The sequence below is a fragment of the Pseudoalteromonas luteoviolacea NCIMB 1942 genome (genome assembly GCF_001625595.1).
In the GTDB taxonomy this organism is placed as follows: Bacteria; Pseudomonadota; Gammaproteobacteria; order Enterobacterales; family Alteromonadaceae; genus Pseudoalteromonas; species Pseudoalteromonas luteoviolacea_A.
The window spans coordinates 13,251-31,320 of record NZ_AUXT01000196.1 but is presented as its reverse complement, the minus strand read 5'-3'; the positions used below and the strand labels follow the sequence as shown (position 1 = coordinate 31,320).

Below are 18,070 nucleotides of genomic sequence, written 5' to 3'. Positions count from 1 at the left end.
ATCAATTGTCTCTAACTATCCTTACATTACCGACCCACTTTAACCGAGTAAACCACAATTACACACTATGAATGATCTTCAACAATTTTGTTCAAAATAGCGGCAGTTTTTACATTTTTATTTGCTCAAACTTTAAATTTACCAACCAGTTCCGTGAGCTGATGCGACAAGCCCGTCATTTTTTCCCCATTGTCACAAGTGTCATTAGCAATCGCACTGACACTATCTGCGGCATTTTTAATATCTACGACATTTCGATTGATATCTTCCGCAACATGCTGCTGCTCTTCTGCCGCCGTGGCAATTTGAGTATTTAAATCACTGATATTCTGAATCGACTGGGTTATCTCGATAAATTGATTTTGAGCAGAGTGTGTTAGCTCAACGGTTTTTTCCGTCCTAGTTAAACTGTTTTTCATATCGCTCGACACCCCTTCTGTCATTTTGCGTAACTTGTCTAGCTGGGAGGCAATTTCTTCTGTTGATTCAGAGGTACGTTGTGACAAAGCCCGCACTTCATCGGCCACGACCGCAAAGCCTCTTCCGTGCTCCCCGGCTCTGGCCGCTTCAATTGCCGCATTGAGTGCTAATAAGTTAGTTTGCTCAGCTATCCCACGGATCACACTCAAGATCGACATAATGTTTTCACTTTCACTGTCGAGCTTTGTGATGTCCGTTGTGGCACGGTTAATCACATCAGACAGATCCGCCACACTATGAACAGTTTCCGTTATCACGGTTTGGCCAAGTTCAGACGCATGTTGCGTTTGCGTAGCAAGTTCTGCAGCATTAGCGCAACTAGATGCAACTTCGTTAGCTGTGGCTGCCATTTCGTTGATTGCCGTTGCGGCCATTTCCAACGCTTGTTGTTGTGAACTTGTGGAGCCTGTTAATTCATCAGCTTGCCCTGCCGTTGCCAGAGCCGTTTGATTGACCTGTTGAGCACAGTGATTTATTTGCTGTACCAGCTGCGCTATCAAATTGAGAAATTGGTTAAAACTCTCAGCTAATCTGCCCGTTTCATCTTGTGTATTCACGTCCAACCGCTTGGTTAGGTCCCCCCCACCTTGAGATATCGCCGTCAAGCCATCACTCACATTCACAATCGGCCCTGAAAGTAAGCCCGCAATATACGTTGCCAACACAATGAAAATAGCCACTAATACAAAGCTAATCACAATGAGTGTCCACATCATATTGTTGGCCGTACTCATCACTTCTTGCTGTTCCACAAAGGCAATGAATTTCCAGCCCAGTGTTTTTGAGGTATAAATATTTGAAAAGTACTCAGTACCACCTATGGTAATTTCAAACAGTCCGTCGGGGCTGCGATTTAGCTCACGATACAAGCCATTTTCTACTTCGTCGATGTGTTTAAAGGTGTAATCAGGATGCTTTGCATTCACTAAAATCGTGCCGGTATCTTCTTCCAACATCAAATAACCAGTTTCACCTAATTTAATGCTCTTGATAATATCGGTTAAGCCCTTTAAAGAGACATCCATGCCCTGAACTCCGATAAACTGGCCATTAGACTTCACTGCTTTTACCGTTGAAATGATCGCCGTATCGTCGGGTTCCCAATAGTAGGCATCTGTCAGTGAGGTTTGTCCACTCGCGCTCTTGCCTGTGGTGTACCAAGGCCTTACACGGGGGTCATATTGTGCACTCACCTGCCCTTTAGGCCATTGAATATAACCCCCTTCAGGGTTGCCAAAGTAAATGTATGAAATACCGGGGTGGGAACTGCCGAACTGATTGTATAAGTCAAATAATCGCTGCTCCACGGCTGTGCCCGTATCGGGCGTCATTTGTTTTGCACTGGGATTATCAATGTATACGGAAACATCAGAGCCGCCATTTTGCACATCTGGGTGGCCGGATAAATAAGTGACATTCTTCGCAACTTCATCAAAAAACATGCTGATCCCATTGTCTATTTGCTGAGCCTCACGGCTGCTCATTTCAATAAATTTATCAATGGCAAGCTGTCGAGTTTGACTGATCACAATGGCGGCAATAATGACTAGCGGTACAACAATGGCAGTGATGAATGCGAGACGTAACTTTTGCGAAATATTCATAGCGAAAACTTCCTGTGAGCATTCAAAAAATATAGTTGTAGATCCTCAACTATACAAAAATATTAAAAATTTTCAGTTAGGTCGGCGCTTAATCCCAATGTGCAAACTAATAAATAGTCAACTACGCTTAGGAGCAATAGCCACTGTTATTTACGGACGTCCTCCCATGCCGCTCAATACCAAAGCATGTCTAGCCATCACACTTTTACTGCTAACGGGCGCTACACCCGCTTTAGCCTCTGATGAAGAGCTGGCAGAGCTCAAACAGCAACTGCTCAAATTACAACAGCGGATCACCCAGCTTGAAAAAACCAAGCAAGCAGAGGCTAAGCAAAAAGCCAAGGCTAAAGGGAACGCCTCAAAACCAAGCGTTAAAGTGGGCGGTGCAGTACGCACAAACTTCAGTCATACATCATACGATGATGACAATAAAGATCGGGGCGGCGATTTTGAGTTAGATGTATTTCGGATAAATTTTTCAGGCAACATTGGCGGCTTTGGTATAAATGCCGAGTGGCGTTATTTCGATTATATGACTGCGGTAAAATATGCCTACCTCTATTACGACTTTGCCCAAGATTGGCAAGCACAAGTTGGCTTAACCAAAGTGCCATTCGGTAACTGGCCATACAACTCCCACAGCTGGTTTTTTGGCACAACCTATTATGTTGGGCTTGAAGACGACCATGATATGGGTGTGCTGTTCAAACGTAAACTTGCCGATAACTGGCAACTCGATCTCGGTTTCTTTAAAAACGATGAACTAGGCGGTGTAGATGGATACGTAGAGGACCGCAGCGACCGTTATTCTTATGACATTGTTGGCTTTAGAACCCCCACAGATGGCATCTATGACGACCCCACACAACCACTTGGTGAGTACAATACCTTTTCTGGGCGCTATGGCTACCACTTCAAACACAGCGGCGGTACCACAGAATTAGGCGTTTCTGGTTTGATGGGTGACTTGCATAATGGGGTTTCAAAGGCGGGTGATTACCAAGCGTGGGCGGTACATTTAAACGCTAATATTGGCCCGTGGAATTTGCAACTACAACACGGTGAGTATGACTATAACATCGCCAACGTTGAGCGCATTGCTGTGGGTGCCTACGCGTTTTACGACTCAATCGCGGCACAGGCAACCATGTCCAATGTGAACATTGCATATAGTATGAAAGTAAAACTGGGCCCAATTAACTCTCTGCAGTTTTATAACGACTTTGGCATAATCTATGATAAATCTGACAACAGCAGTGACACTTGGATGAATGTGACTGGAGTGTCTATGTCTGCTGGTGCTTTCTTCTCTTATTTAGACTTTGTAAATGCAAAAAACCAGCCTTTTGTCGGTGGCTCAATTGCAGGTGACAGCGACGATACTGAACGCCGTTTTAACTTAAACTTTGGTTACTACTTTTGAACACATGATGCCTCTTAGGAAAAGAGGCCAAATTTATTCGCTAAAGCGCAATTTTTTTCCGTAATTAGGATATTGTTCTCTAGGTTGCAACTTATTTACAGAGCAAGGCATAGACACATGTTTTTTATTAATATTTTTGTAAATCTGGTTTAATTTACACACACTTTAATGGTTCCAAACCATAACAATTAATACGCAACAATCTGACATTTTATTATGCTTGTTACCACATAGATACAAGCCACTTACAACCCGACAAAAGATGCAAACTTCCCCAATTTGCACACATATATTTTGTGGGTTAGGCTTGCGCCTTTGTTAAACCTCACCCCTCGGATTATCTAACCAATGTCAAGAAGTACCAGACATACTTTAGCCTTGTGCAGCACTCTTTTGATGGTACCAACCGTCGCATTATCAAACACCGATGAGCTCTCTGCATTGAAGCAGCAACTTGCTAAGCTGCAGCAAAAAATTGAAAAAATCGAACAGCAACAAACAGAGCAAGAACAATACGATTCAGGTATAAAAGTGGGTGGTGCAATTCGAGTAAACTACTCAACTAACTCCTACGATGAAGATGCCAAGAACCGAGGTGGAGACTTTGATTTTGATGTATTTCGCTTTAACTTTTCAGGCGAGGTTGCAGACATCGGGTTAAACGCCGAAATTCGTTTCTTCGATTATATGAGCGTCGTGAAATATGCCTATCTCGATTATGATGTAACGCCACAGTGGCAGGCACAACTTGGATTAACCCAAGTTCCATTTGGCAACGATCCATACAACTCACATAGCTTCTTTATGAGCCCTAACTACTTTGTGGGTTTGGAAGACGATTATGATATGGGGCTAGTTATGAAGCGTAAAGTTGCCGACAACTGGCAGCTTGATCTGGGCTTTTTCAAAAATGATGAACTCGGTGGTATTGATGGCTATGTAGAGGACCGCAAAGACCGCTACTCAATCGATATTGTTGGTATCAGAGATGCAAGTGAAGGAATCTATGATGCGCCTAAAACACCGCTAGCAGAGCAGAATACCTTTGTTGCACGCTACCATTACCATCTAGAACATTTTGCAGGCTCAACCGCACTGGGCATGTCAGTACTGAGCGGTGGACTGCATGACGGCCAATACAGTGCAGGAGAATACCAAGCGTGGGCGCTGCATATGAACAGCCAGTTCGGAAACTGGAATTTGCAACTGCAGCACGGCAAGTATAATTACCAACTCGATAATATAGATAGAATTGCGATTGCAGCGAATGCTACTTACGACACCATGCCGACAGAGGCCACCATGTCGAGTGCCAATATCGCCTATAACTGGTCCGTCAATTATGGCCCCGTCACACACCTACAGATATATAATGATTTTGGTACTATCTACAACAAGTTAGATGATTCGGCGAATACATGGATGAATGTTACCGGAGTCGCTGTCACCGCAGGTCCTATTTTCTCATACATTGATCTTGTTCACGCTAAGAATCAGCCATTTGTCGGCGGGTCCATATCTGGACAAAATGAAGATGTTGAGCGCCGCTTCAACATCAACATAGGCTACTACTTCTAGCCCTTCATATTGTCATGCAAATTCTCCATATTTGCATGACAATCAACACCCAGCTCGCTATATCAGAATAAATTACTGCGCTTTTCGTCTATAATGGAAAAGCAACTGCTGTTAAAATAACATGTGTTCGACTTTGTATTATTCGTATGTTTAAGCGAGTGATCAAACTTCCGCAGGTGCACAGGTCACTTTTTAACACAGGAGAAACAGCCCAGTATGAAAAAGCTCTTCAATCGCTGTTTCTGGTTACATGCTGCGGGAATCATTTTTGTTGGCTTAGGTTTTATCGGTATGGCACTACCTGTCATGCCAACCACCATTTTTTTTATTCTTGCATTGGCTTGCTTCTCCCGTTCATCACCAAAATTTGAAAACTGGCTGCTGACTCATCCTAAATTTGGCCCCTCTCTTATCGCTTGGAGAGAGCATCAAGTTGTTCCACCCAAAGGTAAATGGGGGGCAAGTATTGGCATGCTCCTTGGCTATATTTTATTGTGCTTTAGTCAAGCGCCTTGGTATGTATTGGTGATTGTGTCCATAATCGAAGTCTCGGTGTTAGCTTATCTACTCACACGCCCTTCGCAACCACCGGTCACCAACACTTGAATTTAGCGCACTATACCCGCGCTTGGATATTGGGTTAGCGCTTCGATATATGTTTAACTAGGTAGGAAATGACCCACACACTTAGTTGCATGTGTGGGATTTTTATTATCAGAACGTATAATTTAGAGTCAGTTTATAATTACGACCTAGCTCACTAGGATCGCTCGCCTCACCTGCTGGTGCACGAACATAGCGCTCATCGGTTAGATTATCAATACCTGCTCGAACAACTAGCCCAGATAAACTACCAGTGCCTTGATATTTTGCCGTGAGATTGAAAAGCTGATAAGAGTCAGTGCCATAGCCTCGACTTAGGTAGAACTCAGTCAATCGTCGCTGAGAGCGATAAGCCAGCATTTGTGCACCCAAGTCAAAGTTATCCAGTATCTGATATTGCAGGCTGAGATTTAGCTTATCGGCTGGTGCTTCAGAGTATGGCTGTTTATTGACATCAACCGTGCCAAGAAAAAAGTTTGGTACGCCATAAGCGTCCATGTTGATTGTTGAATAGCCAACGTAGCTGGTAAACTTGCCCAGTTCATAGTGCATTTCAACTTCCCAGCCTCGGCTGATCAGTTTGCCTATATTCTTTGCACTATAATCCCGATGTGTCGCAACAGGAACCCCATTTGCAGGCTGAGGCCCCGGCGAGCCCTGCTGCTTTTCGCCACTGTCATCGTAATAGTACATAAAGGGCACGTTATCAATAAAGTTGACTATCTCATTGTCGAAGTAAATCACTTTTAGCTCAAACGTGTCGCCCCAGTTCATTTCATCCCAAAAGACACCAAAGCCACCTTCTAGGTTTTCAGACTTCTCTGGCTTTAAATTCGGCTGAGGTTCGTAATAGCAGAACTTGCCACCGATATGACAGCGCCATTCATCTTTTTTGTACAACTCTTGCGCCGAAGGTGCGCGGAATGCTTCGCTATATTTTGCATATATATTAATGTGCTGGGTGGCTTTAAATGTCAGACCCAGTTCATTGGACAGCTCACCGTCGTCATGCTCATCAAACTGCGTATAGAGGTCATTACTGCGCTTGTAGCTGTCATAACGAATACCCGCCGTCATTAATAGTTTGTCGTTTAATAAAGACACCTGATCTATCACAGACAGTGACAAGTTATGGGCATCACTATCACCGTACTTCGTACTGACGCCTTCATCTGGCGCAAACTCTGATTGGCCAGACTCTTCGTAGTCATAATTTAGCTCTACCGCAATCTGGTGGTCAAAGTCGTTACTCAAGTCAAACAAGTTAGCCAGCCTTACTCCATAACGCTTTGTACCGCCTTGTTTGCGACGAGAAAAATCAATCTTACGCTCGCCGCGCGTAATGTAGCCTATCGTCTGTTTCTCATAGTCTTTGTCTGAGTACACGAGCTGTGCGTCGAAATCGATATAGCGGTTATCGGGTTGATAAACGTAGGTCGACGTCACTTCAATGTAGTCGTTATTAAAGTCTTCGCTGAGTGTGGGGTAAGCAAGCCCGTAACTGGCATTTAATCTATAAGGCTGATCATCGGAGCGTGTTTCAGACCAATCTACTTTGCTCTGCAAACTATGACCTTTGCTGATAAACCACGTATTTTTTAATGCGATATTCTGACGCTCTGAGTCATTTTTAATCTTATCTAAGCGCGCGACTTCATCGACTTCTTGCGCATCTGTGCCTGCTGCACTCGATCCAACTACATCAATATCTGAAAAGGTCACACGGCTCATATGTAGCACAGTATCCATATTTTCGCTCAGAGAAAATAGCGAACCTGAAACGAAATTACTGTCTGAGTTACTTTGATGTGTAAGCGTTATTTGCGAGCCGAAACCCATCTGATTACTCAGGTAATCACTGGCATCTTTAGTGACCAGGCGAATGCTACCACCAATGGCACCAGAGCCCACTGTGAGTGAATCAGCACCTCTCAGCACCTGCACTTGTTTTAATTGGCTTGGGTCAATTCCCAAGCTGTTGATTGCAGTAATATTTTCATTGCCATCGGACTCAATTTTACGTTTTACATTGTCCACAGAAATATGAATGCGTTCGCCGTACAAACCACGAATACTTGGCTGTGCAGCAAGTGGAGTGACACTACCAGAGAGCTCGACGCCCGGAATTTCCCGCAAGATTTGAGTTAATTCGGCTTGCTGGCGTCGTGACATCGCCTCGCTGTCCATTGCGGTTATCGAACCAGCTGCGTCTTTGTTAATCACAGATAATTTGTGACCGTGAACTTCAATCACATCGTCTATTTGATTTGGTTTTGTTGTTTGCGCATAACTTACAGGCGCATTGAGCGCGCCCAAAACGCTAATACTGAGCGCAGAAAGAGTGAGTTTCATGTCCTTATTCACCTATCTAAATGATAATAATTATAAATCGCATTTGAAATACTTAATTAGAATAATTAAACTAAACGCATAACGCAATAAGCAAATAACTTATAGTTATAAATAAATCGGAACACATAGACTAAGAAAATCGCATGGGTAATTTACAATCACTTCGATTTTAGCGTAACGTAAAACACCTCAAAATTTGATTAGCGAGACAGGGAACACTATGAAAACAAGTTTAATATCAGCTATTTTTTTGCTAGCACTGATGCTGAGTATGGACGCAAACAGTAAAACGTATAATGGCGGTGCAGACAAATCAAAGCTGTTACCCATTTCAACCTTGCTCAAAGATGCACAGCGCTATACCACTGGGTCAGCAACCATTGCAGGCACCGTGACACGAGTGTGTCAAAAGCGCGGCTGTTGGATGCAACTGGCCAGCGATGAGAAGTTTCAAACACTTATGGTCAAAGTCCGTGATGGTGATATGGTGTTCCCGATGACAGCTCAAGGGAAAACAGCGTATGCAACTGGTACATTAAAGCTCATTCCTTTATCTTTGGAGCAAACCAATAAAAGGCGTCAAGCGCAACAACTAGAACCCGTTGATAAACCTGAAACCTTACACCTATTTACGCCTATTGCAGTGACAATTGAGGACTAAGGTTTAGTATGTCTTGGTTTAAACTCAATCGCAGCTTACATCGCGATATTGGCTACTTTTGTATTGGAATGACATTGGTATTTGCTATCTCTGGTATTGCGCTTAATCATATTCATCAATTTAACTCTAATTACCAAGTATCTAGAGAAAGTCATACACTCCAGTTCAACAGTGATAAGCTCGAAACACCAGAGTTCGAAGCTTGGCTACTTCGAGAGCTCGCGCTATCGAACCCTGTTAAAGCACGCTTTTGGCAAGATAGAAATACTTATAAACTATTTTTGGAAGGTACCACGCTTTACTTAAACCCACATACAAACCAAGTCTTAGTCGAGCAAGTAAAGCCACGATTTTTACTTCGCCAATTGAACTTTTTGCACCTAAATGAAGCACGAGCAGCTTGGATGTGGTTTTCTGACTTCTATGCATTCTTACTGATCTATTTGGCTTTGTCATCGCTCTTTATGGTGAAAGGTAAAAAAGGGGTTTGGGGTCCCAGAGGGCTGCTGGTCTTAGCAGGGTTTGCCGCGCCAATCGGTTTTGTTGCCTTTTATTCAAGTTAGACCTAGGGCGAACCTAACATTGTGCAGGGTGTAATAATGTGTAATAACGCCCCTCAAGCTCACTGACTAAAATTAAAAGCTAGGGTGCTGACAGTTTGCGCAGCTTTTATAATTCTCTGAGAGTGAGGTGCTCCATGCTAAACTCACAATCCAGTATTCAAGGCTTGTTTCTGGCCAACTTCTTTCTTGGTAACAAATCCAAGGAGCAGGTGCATTTTAATATATCCCTGCTTGTTTATGTGCGAAATAAAACTATCTCAGGACGCGGTAAAGTGTTTATTCCTGCCGCGTCAGAGCAAGATATCATCTCCAATCTTTACGGCGAGTTTCACTATCAGCGAGCGGCCGAAAAGTGCTATATCGCGCTTGATTTGTTAGGGCATCAACCTTGCTTGGGGATACCGCCAACATGTAAAACCACCCACAATACCAAGTTAAACATACTGCTTGATGATAACTGGCAAGTGGGCGAAGCAGGCTTAAGTTACATTGATCCCATAACAAAGGGTTGGCAAACCATCGACCAATTGCCCGTAAGACAAGTGGACCACAGCAATATCGCAGATCTATCGCAGCTTGCCATCCAAGTCAAAAATGCCCATAAGCACTAAAAATTCAAGCCAATAGCAATACGATTCCAACTATTGATTTGCAAAGTAATGGCTATGACAGCAAGGTATTGCTTTTCATCTAGTGGCGTATTATCAAACTCTGTCACGGGCTTAATTTCTGTAACCTGCTTGGCGAGTCGCAAAGCAGACGCTTCAAACTCAGGCAACAGCGCCAAATTGGACTCTGCAAGCGCTGCGCGAAAGCGCATAAATTGCTCATGACTGGTGGTATCTTTTAGTGCATCTTCGTGCATTATTTGGCAGTACTTACATCCGTTTAATTGCGATATATAAAGCATGATTAAATGCACGGTTGATCCTGCTAAACACTGCTCGGCCTGAACACTCAATCCACCCAACGCTTTGTGAATGTAGGGATATTGGGTAAGTAAATGCGGTTGTGAAATCATTTTAAGCTCCTTATTTATGTTCTGATAAAGAGCTTAAAAGTTGCCTCAGGTAAAAAATTGGATATTTACGACATCCATGTAATTTTTAGTATTTTAAAAAGTTACATCACTGATTTTACTGCCCCAATTGGCGTAGCCAAAATAATGATGACAGCACCAATCATAATAGTCACATCAGCGATATTAAAAATACCGGTGCGCAAAGAGCCAACCCCAACATTAATGAAGTCGATAACCGCGCCTTGATTCACAACTCGGTCAATTAAATTGCCTACACCACCAGCAAATATCAGTGAGAGTGACGTGAGCTGAAGCAGAGTTAAATCGCGTGTTCTGAGCATGTACCCCATCAGTGCCATTAAAAAGATCCCTACCGCAACAACAAATAACAATGTTCTCTCAGTGGGGGTGAAGTTGGCGCCAAGGCTTAAAAAAACACCCAAATTTTCGGTGTAACCAATTCTGATTAAATCACCCCAGTAACTTGTCATTTGCCATGCCACTAAATAGCAACTTGCCCACCATTTAGTACCTTGGTCGATAAGCAAGCAAATTGCACATACCAGAGAAATGTACACCGTCTTATTGTCAGTCATCGTTATGCTCCCGTAGCTCAATACTTCACTATAAAAAGCCATTAGTGAACATAAAATGACAAACAGACAAACAGACAAACAGACAAACAGACAAACAGACAAACAGACAAACCTCTTGACAATATTATTTTTATTCTATTTATCAATGCTTTAAGTAATAAAATCACGCCATGTTGATACCGCTTTCAATATGGCGCATTGCTTGAGATCGTGAATATCAGGTCACAAAACGGTTAAAATTGGTATGTAAATCTATGATTCTTTTCGCAATATTCTGATTTGCATCGGCGGTTTCGCTCGCCCCCTGTGCGGTTTCTTTGGCCAGCTCGTTAATGTTGTTGATATTTTTATCTATATCGACCGCGACCATAGATTGCTGCTCTGTTGCCGTCGCAATTTGTGTGTTCAAATCATTGATTTGCTCTATCGCCCCTGATGCTTCATCAAGCATCGTCTGCGTTTTTTCGCTCTTTTCAAAACAGTTATGGGCACTCACCTTGCCTTTTTCCATACTATTAACCACTTTATTAGCTTCCGTTTTTAACCGGTCTAATAAGTCTTGAATATCAGCGGTTGATGATTGCGTACGTGTAGCTAAAGTTCTCACCTCATCGGCAACCACAGCAAACCCTCGACCACTTTCACCAGCACGCGCGGCTTCTATTGCGGCGTTCAATGCCAGTAAGTTAGTTTGTTCAGAGATACTTTGAATGGCCTCTAACACAGAGCTGATATTATTGGTTTCTTCCACTAGCTCTGCGATGTCATCCGAGGCGAGGTTTAGCTCGGAAACCAGGTTTTCGATTATTTGATTAGTCTGCGTTGCTATTTGTTTACCCGTTTGCACCTTTTCACGCACTTTAGCGGTGGCTTCTGCGGCGTGTGCGGTACTTTTTGACATATCCTGCGTTGTAGTGGTCATCTCATACACCGCAGCGGCGACCATTTCAGTCTGGTTTTTTTGCTCCGTGACGCTCTTTTCGGTTTGGCGCATCACACTCATCGCCAACTCTGAAGAGTCTCCTAAACTGCGCACCACATCATTTGTACTCATAATGGTTGCACGCAAACCACTTATAAATTTATTAAACTCTCGCGCCATCACGCCAGTTTCATCTTTTGCCGACTCATCTAGCATTACCGTCAGATCGCCGTCTCCACTGGCCACCGACTTCAATCGAACAATAAGCCCGTCAATTGGAGTGGTGATTGAGCGACTAATAATAAAGGCCGCAACCAGTGCAACGATTAATGCACCAAAGGCCGAAACCGATATCAGCTTAATCGCTAAAATTTCGTCTTGCTCTGCTTTTAATGTCGCTTTTTGTGTAAACGCCTGTACATTTGCAAGTACTGCAATCAGCTCATCTTTGAGCTGATCTTCTTCTTCTTCAATTTTTTTAGCCAGCGGCATTAGCTCCAAAATGGTCTGATTGGGCAATTGATTTAACAGCTGCTTAATATCTTGGGTAGCTTGGGCATAGTGGTTTGTGATGACCTTAAGCTCTTGCTGCACTTCGCGAAACTTGTTGGCAGCCTTTTCAGAATGCGCCATAGTAATTGCTTGTGCTGAAAAGGCCGAGGTGTCATCAATTTCTTTTTCCACTTTTACCATCGAAGTGAGCAGTTTCTGAGACAGTTGCTGCACTTTACTGTCATAACCTTGTGCACCGCTGTCTGACAACGATTTATATAACAGCAATCGTTCAAATAAAATTGCTTGCTCTAATTGATGTTCGGTGATCTGCGTAAGAAAGTTATTCAATGGAATATCTTCCTCTGCGATATCTATCAGCTCATACCCTATTTTGGCCATTTGTACCAAAGCAATGACACTGACAAGTAATAGCATGCTAAGTTGCACCCCAGCCATTAGGTAGATACGTTTAGCAATATTAAGATGTTTCATACACACGACGCCTTATCTTATTGAGTGTGAGCTTGCTCGACACTCAACATGTTTTAAAATAGCAAAGTAACTGCACCGAAAACTCCGGGTGACTTTGCAAAAATGCGTATTTATCGTCCTGAGTTAAAAACTCCGAAAACCCTTCGTCATCGCACACCTTTTTACTATTTAGGCACTTGAACCCCATTTTCCAATGTGCAAATACGCGCTCTGGTACAGCTTGCTCGTGCAATTTATTTATGCGCTCATGACGTGGGTCTTTTGATATCACTTCAAATAGGGCCCGAACTTCCTCTTTTTTACCTTCCAGCAGCTGAATAAAGGTGCCTCTGCCATCATAAAGCAGTAGGCCCGTGATCCCGTTTGCGACATTACGTTGGCGAAATTTATTCATCATTTTGGCTAGTTCTAATTCTGTATGTCGCTTTTTTGCTTTACTGATATAAACTAGCTGAAACATGAATTAACACTCCGCACGATATCGTTTTTAACGGCTTTACTCAGATTTTAGTTCTTATACGCCTTTTAACATCTAGCACACAGGCTTTTAAAATACCAAGTGTGTATCAAAATCAGTGACTAGCAATTACCGCACCTTAAAAAAGCTAATTGCACTGTGCATACCAGCTGACAGTGCATCTAATTTTTGGGTCGCATTGCGATTGGTTTCTGTCACTTCAATGGCGTTATCTGACATCGCAGAAATTGAACTCATTACATCAGACACCTCAGAAATCGCACTGACTTGTTCAGCACTGGCCTGCACAACTTCACGTACCCGCTGCAATGAATCACTGGCTTGCGCATCAATGTTTTTCAATAACTCTGTCGCCTCTTGGATCAGCGCCTTACCATTTTCAACTTGCGGCTGTGTTTGCTCCATTGCCTCAACAGATGCCGACGTTTCTTTTTGGATTTCCCCGATCATGGCTTCAATTTGTGCAGTCGCTTCGCCAGTGCGCTTCGCAAGCTGCCTCACTTCATCAGCTACCACGGCAAACCCGCGCCCAGACTCACCGGCACGTGCAGCTTCTATCGCTGCATTGAGCGCGAGCAAATTCGTCTGCTCGGAAATCCCGCTAATCACATTGGCGATGCCGCCTATTTGCTCAGTATTGGCTTCCAATTTTTTAATTTGTGCGACTGTGGCATTGACGGTATCTGCTATACGTACAATTTCTGTGGCACTGGCCGCGATTGCATCACGCCCTTTATCTGCAAATTGCACTGTAGATTCTGAGTTTTCTTCAGTTTTGGTGGTCAGCTCGCTGACGTGGTCGATGCTATTACGCAAATGTTCTAACCGGGCAACGGTTTGTTGCGTCAAGGACGCTTGCTGCTGAGCGGCTGCATGTATATCGTCTGATCCGGATGACACGACCTTGGCTTGCTCAGCAAGATCCGATGCACCGCCTACGACATTCGAGACAATTTCGGTTAACTGTAATTTCATTTCAAACAGCTTTGCCAACATGCTGTTGGGGTAATCGGTGGCCACATGCTGAGTCAAGTCCCCCTGTGCAATGGACGACAGAGCCTGCTCCGCTTGGCGAACCTCACCACCCAACGCCTCTCTAATACTTTTTGCAATCATAAGCCCGATAAACACGCTAACGGCAATTGCCAACAACGTTGCAGCAATCATAAATTGTGCGAAACCGCCCGCCACGTCTCGCGCTTCTGGCGTCGCCACTTGATTCGCTTCTTCTTGGTAGTCAATAAATTCGTTGATACGTGCAAGCCAAGTGATAAATGCCGGGCGCGCTTGATGTAGCACCATATTATCCACCTCTTTCCCAGCACGCTTAAGCGCGATGATTTCTTCGACAAGAGGGCGTGTCGTCACTTTGATGTCTTCAATGCTTTTCAAAATTCGGCGCTCTTTATCATTAAATGGCACCCCCCGCGATTTCATCTGTGCCATGCTATTTTCCGCCTCAACGTAGAAACGTTTTAATTGCATGATTTCTTGCTCAAACTCACTGAGTTCAGTCGTTGAGTTGGTAATGGCAACATCCCTAATGGCAATGGCGGTGTCGTGAACGCTGCCCCTAAAGTTAATGGCATAGCGCTGCTTTACCGAGTTAATGTCGGTCATTTTTGCCAAGGTGTCATCAATAAAGTTAACGTCTTTGATCCCTATTCCCGTCAGCAATATCATCAAGCACAATATTGCGCCATAACCAACAGACAGTCTCTGTCGTATTGTGAGCCCAGCTAGAAAATTCATTAATGCACCTTTTTGTCACATCCGCTCTGTAAATTTAGGTCCGATCAGCATTTGGCGCCAATTATAAGTGCGGAGAAATTATGTTTATTTTAGTCATTATTGTTTACTAGACCCTACTCAACACAAATTACTCACGCAATATTTAAATCAAAATTTAAATAATTTATTACTTGAAGTTCAGAATCATAACGCGCTAACATAAATAATAATCATTATCATTAAAGCAAACTGAAGTGAATTACACTAGCCTGTATTTATCTAAAGCTATAATCGCCACAACTTTACTCACGTCGCCACTCGTTTATGCCAACAACCAAAAACAAAATTTGGAGCACATTGAAGTACAAGGTGTACAGTCACGGTTGCAAGCACGCGGTATCCTAAAAGACAGCATAGCTAAAACTGAGCTTATTGATGCACAGCAGCTAAAAAATATGCAAGCGGCAAACCTCAGTGAGGCCATTGATAAAGCGCTAGGTATTCGCGTCTCTAATGAGTGCTCCATGTGTGGTGCAAAACGCATTATGATCAACGGTATGAAGGGCGAGCACACCAATGTGTTGATTAATGGCATCCCCCTACATACGATGCTCTCAGGGTTTTACGGTATGGATAGCGTTGCAACAGCTGGTATCGGCACCATAGAAATTGCACGCGGTGCGGGTGCATCGCTCACTGCACCAGAGGCGATAGGTGGTATAGTTAACTTGGTATCTAAAAAGCCAACCGAGAATAGCGCAGAATTAGATGTTGCTTTTGGCATTCAAGACTACCGTAAACTATCTATGGTCGCCATGGGGATCAGCGATGATGAAAAAAGCACTGTCAGCATGATCGCACAGCATGATAGTCGCGCCCAATTTGATGGTGACAACAATGGCATAAGTGAGTCCCCACTATTAGATAACCAGTCATTAGCATTAACCCTTACTCATGACCTGTCTCTAGATACGACTGTCAAGGCGCGCTACGGTCGCAGCCAATCTGAAGTCTTTGGCGGACCGGTTATCGGAGACACCACAAGCTCGATTGCTGAAACACTCTCGAGCGTGAATAAGGGAGAAGCTGACAACCTATTTGCCGATAATGATGTACGTAATCGCTATATTGGCAACCCGTGGGAAACAGCAGAATGGGTTGATACTCAACGCGAAGAGTGGCTATTTACCCTACTGCACAGTCTCAATGACAACCTCGTGCTAGATGTCAGTTATGCCAACATTGAACATATACAAGACTCTTTTTACGAAAGCATCGATTACTATGCAGAAGATGACATGCAGTTTGTTGCAGCAAAGCTCTACTACTCTCTCAACAATCAACACCTGATAACGTTAGGTATGGATCACCGCGATGAAACCATGCGCAGCCATACCGAAGCGCTGGCAAATAACCCGCTTTACATGTCAGATAGCTTTGATTACACCGTTTCCGGCTTGTTTATACAAGATACGTACACGCCATCTATCGATTTTGAGCTGGCACTGGCCATACGTATCGATCAAATCAATGCGAACTTTATTGCGAACCAAGCTATTGGTGATGAAATTGATGAAACTTTGATATCACCGCGCCTAGATGTGCGTTGGTTCCATCATGAGAATTGGACTTCTCGCTTTTCTGTAGGACAAGGTTATCGTGCTCCACTATCATTTTTCGAAAGTGATCATGGCATTTTAGATGCCGAGAAAGGGTACCTCGTAGATGTGCACGATGTGGAACGTTCATTAGGCTACAATTATTCACTGAATCATACGGCAGACAAGTTAAACGCAACCCTGTCTGTTGCTTACACGCAAGTCGATAATCTCGCCTCGTTGACACACAATGCATCTGGCACACCCGTACTTGGCCAATTGACTGAACAAGCAGATGTCTTGGCTTGGGACTTCGCTATAGGTTACCAGCTTACACCATCATTGCTGGTAGGCGGCAGCTTTGAAGCCTATCAGTACAACGATGTGTTTAAGTCTTCATTTGGTATTGCACCCACTGAACAGCGCGCGAGTGTTAACTTAGATTATGAATATAACGAGTGGGGCCTTAGTGCAAATTACTTGTTTGTCCCCAGCAGAGACCTAGCCGACTACGGCTATGAGGCATTTAACGATCAACAAGCCACACAAGCCAAAGAGACGGATGTGGGTAGCTATGGTCTGCTCGATTTTAAAGTGACGTATGCTTTGAATAAGCAGGTTAAGCTGTACTTTGGCATCAACAATGCGCTCGATTACAACCAAGCAGCAGATGAAGATACGCCCATCATGTTTGATAACGAAGGCAGTTACGATGTCACATATATATATGCACCACTGCGCGGTAGGCTAGCCTACATCGGCTTCGACTATGACTTTTAAACAAGTATTCACCACACTCCCTTTGCTCGTGGCGTCATTTTTTAGCGATGCCACGAGTCCTTTTTATGAATTAGTGCTCACTCCCTTAACTCCTCATGCCCCTGACTCTTTAGCGCACTACCAAGGTCAGATGCTAGCAGTCATGCTAGTTCAGCCAGACTGTATTTGGTGTAAAAAACAGCACAAATTGCTACAACACATGTACGATGCACAGCCACACACATGTCAAAGATTTTCGGTGATGATGATGGCAACTGGCGCAGATAAACGCCAACTCAAACGGGTGATGGCGCGCTACCAATCACGCTTTGCAATGGTAACCCTACCCAACGCCTTGGCTAACTTACTAGAGAGTAAGAGCACACCTCAGTTGTTAATACTCGATTATCGGGGAAATCTAGTCACTTACCACATTGGCTTTATGCCTGAGGCTGACCTTCGCGCGCGCATGCAGACGTTGATAACTGATGCGACCTGCCGCATCAGATCAACACTGATTAGTTAACTTTTCCTAACCAGCTTAAAAACCCTTTTGCATCTGCTGCATTTTCAAAAGCAATATAGCTCAGGCCATCTTGGTGCTTTACCGCCATACGGCGCTTGTTCATAGAGATAGATTGGACCGGCAAAGTGATCGCCACCTGCTGTCCTTGGTATAAGTAAGACATAATAAAACGCTCATAAATTAATTTT

Annotated in this window: 16 protein-coding genes; 8 read left to right on the top strand and 8 right to left on the bottom strand. The window is 43.7% G+C overall.

The features are described from left to right. Positions 1–125: 125 nt before the first annotated feature. Positions 126–2,084, bottom strand: coding sequence for a methyl-accepting chemotaxis protein (locus tag N482_RS18920; protein WP_063378538.1), 1,959 nt, complete (start codon positions 2,082–2,084; stop codon positions 126–128). 166 nt (positions 2,085–2,250) lie between these two features. Here N482_RS18920 and N482_RS18915 point away from each other — a divergent pair, with 166 nt between their 5' ends. The 3 genes from N482_RS18915 to N482_RS18905 all read left to right on the top strand — a co-directional run bounded on the left by N482_RS18915 (position 2,251) and on the right by N482_RS18905 (position 5,691). After that, positions 2,251–3,507, top strand: coding sequence for a hypothetical protein (locus tag N482_RS18915; RefSeq protein ID WP_063378537.1), 1,257 nt, complete (start codon positions 2,251–2,253; stop codon positions 3,505–3,507). A 348-nt stretch (positions 3,508–3,855) separates the two neighbouring features. Then, positions 3,856–5,085 (top strand): hypothetical protein, encoded by a 1,230-nt coding sequence (locus N482_RS18910; RefSeq protein WP_063378536.1) that lies wholly within the window; start codon positions 3,856–3,858, stop codon positions 5,083–5,085. 216 nt (positions 5,086–5,301) lie between these two features. Next, the gene (locus tag N482_RS18905; protein WP_063378535.1) at positions 5,302–5,691 is read left to right on the top strand and encodes a YbaN family protein; all 390 of its coding nucleotides are present in this window, start codon (positions 5,302–5,304) and stop codon (positions 5,689–5,691) included. Positions 5,692–5,799: 108 nt separating this feature from the next. Here the strand turns inward: N482_RS18905 and N482_RS18900 are convergent, their stop codons facing one another. Next, a complete protein-coding gene (locus tag N482_RS18900) occupies positions 5,800–8,040 on the bottom strand; it encodes a TonB-dependent receptor domain-containing protein (RefSeq protein WP_063378534.1) in 2,241 nt (746 codons plus the stop codon). A gap of 220 nt (positions 8,041–8,260) precedes the next feature. On the opposite strand from N482_RS18900, the gene N482_RS18895 reads away from it, so the two are divergent. The 3 genes from N482_RS18895 (at position 8,261) to N482_RS18885 (ending at position 9,875) form a co-directional block, all read left to right on the top strand. Next, complete coding sequence (locus tag N482_RS18895) at positions 8,261–8,701, top strand: DUF4920 domain-containing protein (RefSeq protein ID WP_063378533.1); 441 nt, start codon at positions 8,261–8,263, stop codon at positions 8,699–8,701. A gap of 8 nt (positions 8,702–8,709) precedes the next feature. After that, entirely contained in the window at positions 8,710–9,264 is a 555-nt protein-coding gene (locus N482_RS18890) for a PepSY-associated TM helix domain-containing protein (protein ID WP_063378532.1), read from the top strand. A gap of 134 nt (positions 9,265–9,398) precedes the next feature. Then, the gene (locus N482_RS18885; RefSeq protein WP_063378531.1) at positions 9,399–9,875 is read left to right on the top strand and encodes a DUF1842 domain-containing protein; all 477 of its coding nucleotides are present in this window, start codon (positions 9,399–9,401) and stop codon (positions 9,873–9,875) included. Here N482_RS18885 and N482_RS18880 read toward each other — a convergent pair. The 5 genes from N482_RS18880 to N482_RS18860 all read right to left on the bottom strand — a co-directional run bounded on the left by N482_RS18880 (position 9,872) and on the right by N482_RS18860 (position 15,020). Further along, positions 9,872–10,285: a carboxymuconolactone decarboxylase family protein gene (locus N482_RS18880; protein WP_063378530.1), complete on the bottom strand. Its 414-nt coding sequence runs from the start codon at positions 10,283–10,285 to the stop codon at positions 9,872–9,874. The genes N482_RS18885 and N482_RS18880 overlap by 4 nt on opposite strands. A gap of 101 nt (positions 10,286–10,386) precedes the next feature. Next, entirely contained in the window at positions 10,387–10,881 is a 495-nt protein-coding gene (gene lspA / locus N482_RS18875) for a signal peptidase II (RefSeq protein ID WP_063378529.1), read from the bottom strand. 217 nt (positions 10,882–11,098) lie between these two features. Beyond that, positions 11,099–12,790 (bottom strand): methyl-accepting chemotaxis protein, encoded by a 1,692-nt coding sequence (locus N482_RS18870; RefSeq protein ID WP_081228087.1) that lies wholly within the window; start codon positions 12,788–12,790, stop codon positions 11,099–11,101. Positions 12,791–12,833: 43 nt separating this feature from the next. Next, positions 12,834–13,250 (bottom strand): BLUF domain-containing protein, encoded by a 417-nt coding sequence (locus tag N482_RS18865; protein ID WP_063378528.1) that lies wholly within the window; start codon positions 13,248–13,250, stop codon positions 12,834–12,836. A 126-nt stretch (positions 13,251–13,376) separates the two neighbouring features. Next, a complete protein-coding gene (locus N482_RS18860; RefSeq protein ID WP_063378527.1) occupies positions 13,377–15,020 on the bottom strand; it encodes a methyl-accepting chemotaxis protein in 1,644 nt (547 codons plus the stop codon). A 233-nt stretch (positions 15,021–15,253) separates the two neighbouring features. Here N482_RS18860 and N482_RS18855 point away from each other — a divergent pair, with 233 nt between their 5' ends. Both N482_RS18855 and N482_RS18850 read left to right on the top strand, forming a co-directional pair. Beyond that, positions 15,254–17,377 (top strand): TonB-dependent receptor plug domain-containing protein, encoded by a 2,124-nt coding sequence (locus N482_RS18855; protein ID WP_063378526.1) that lies wholly within the window; start codon positions 15,254–15,256, stop codon positions 17,375–17,377. Further along, on the top strand, positions 17,367–17,882 hold the full coding sequence (locus N482_RS18850; RefSeq protein ID WP_063378525.1) for a TlpA family protein disulfide reductase: 516 nt from the start codon (positions 17,367–17,369) through the stop codon (positions 17,880–17,882). The genes N482_RS18855 and N482_RS18850 overlap by 11 nt, the downstream gene beginning before the upstream one ends. On the opposite strand, the gene N482_RS24990 is transcribed toward N482_RS18850, so the two are convergent. Next, positions 17,875–18,045: a hypothetical protein gene (locus N482_RS24990; protein ID WP_155730647.1), complete on the bottom strand. Its 171-nt coding sequence runs from the start codon at positions 18,043–18,045 to the stop codon at positions 17,875–17,877. The genes N482_RS18850 and N482_RS24990 overlap by 8 nt on opposite strands. Between the last annotated feature and the right edge of the window lie 25 nt (positions 18,046–18,070).

Coding starts and splice junctions, on each gene's coding strand:
- N482_RS18920 (WP_063378538.1), bottom strand. CDS start 2,084: ATGAATATTTCGCAAAAGTTACGTCTCGCATTCATCACTGCCATTGTT.
- N482_RS18915 (WP_063378537.1), top strand. CDS start 2,251: ATGCCGCTCAATACCAAAGCATGTCTAGCCATCACACTTTTACTGCTA.
- N482_RS18910 (WP_063378536.1), top strand. CDS start 3,856: ATGTCAAGAAGTACCAGACATACTTTAGCCTTGTGCAGCACTCTTTTG.
- N482_RS18905 (WP_063378535.1), top strand. CDS start 5,302: ATGAAAAAGCTCTTCAATCGCTGTTTCTGGTTACATGCTGCGGGAATC.
- N482_RS18900 (WP_063378534.1), bottom strand. CDS start 8,040: ATGAAACTCACTCTTTCTGCGCTCAGTATTAGCGTTTTGGGCGCGCTC.
- N482_RS18895 (WP_063378533.1), top strand. CDS start 8,261: ATGAAAACAAGTTTAATATCAGCTATTTTTTTGCTAGCACTGATGCTG.
- N482_RS18890 (WP_063378532.1), top strand. CDS start 8,710: ATGTCTTGGTTTAAACTCAATCGCAGCTTACATCGCGATATTGGCTAC.
- N482_RS18885 (WP_063378531.1), top strand. CDS start 9,399: ATGCTAAACTCACAATCCAGTATTCAAGGCTTGTTTCTGGCCAACTTC.
- N482_RS18880 (WP_063378530.1), bottom strand. CDS start 10,285: ATGATTTCACAACCGCATTTACTTACCCAATATCCCTACATTCACAAA.
- lspA (WP_063378529.1), bottom strand. CDS start 10,881: ATGACTGACAATAAGACGGTGTACATTTCTCTGGTATGTGCAATTTGC.
- N482_RS18870 (WP_081228087.1), bottom strand. CDS start 12,790: ATGAAACATCTTAATATTGCTAAACGTATCTACCTAATGGCTGGGGTG.
- N482_RS18865 (WP_063378528.1), bottom strand. CDS start 13,250: ATGTTTCAGCTAGTTTATATCAGTAAAGCAAAAAAGCGACATACAGAA.
- N482_RS18860 (WP_063378527.1), bottom strand. CDS start 15,020: ATGAATTTTCTAGCTGGGCTCACAATACGACAGAGACTGTCTGTTGGT.
- N482_RS18850 (WP_063378525.1), top strand. CDS start 17,367: ATGACTTTTAAACAAGTATTCACCACACTCCCTTTGCTCGTGGCGTCA.
- N482_RS24990 (WP_155730647.1), bottom strand. CDS start 18,045: ATGTCTTACTTATACCAAGGACAGCAGGTGGCGATCACTTTGCCGGTC.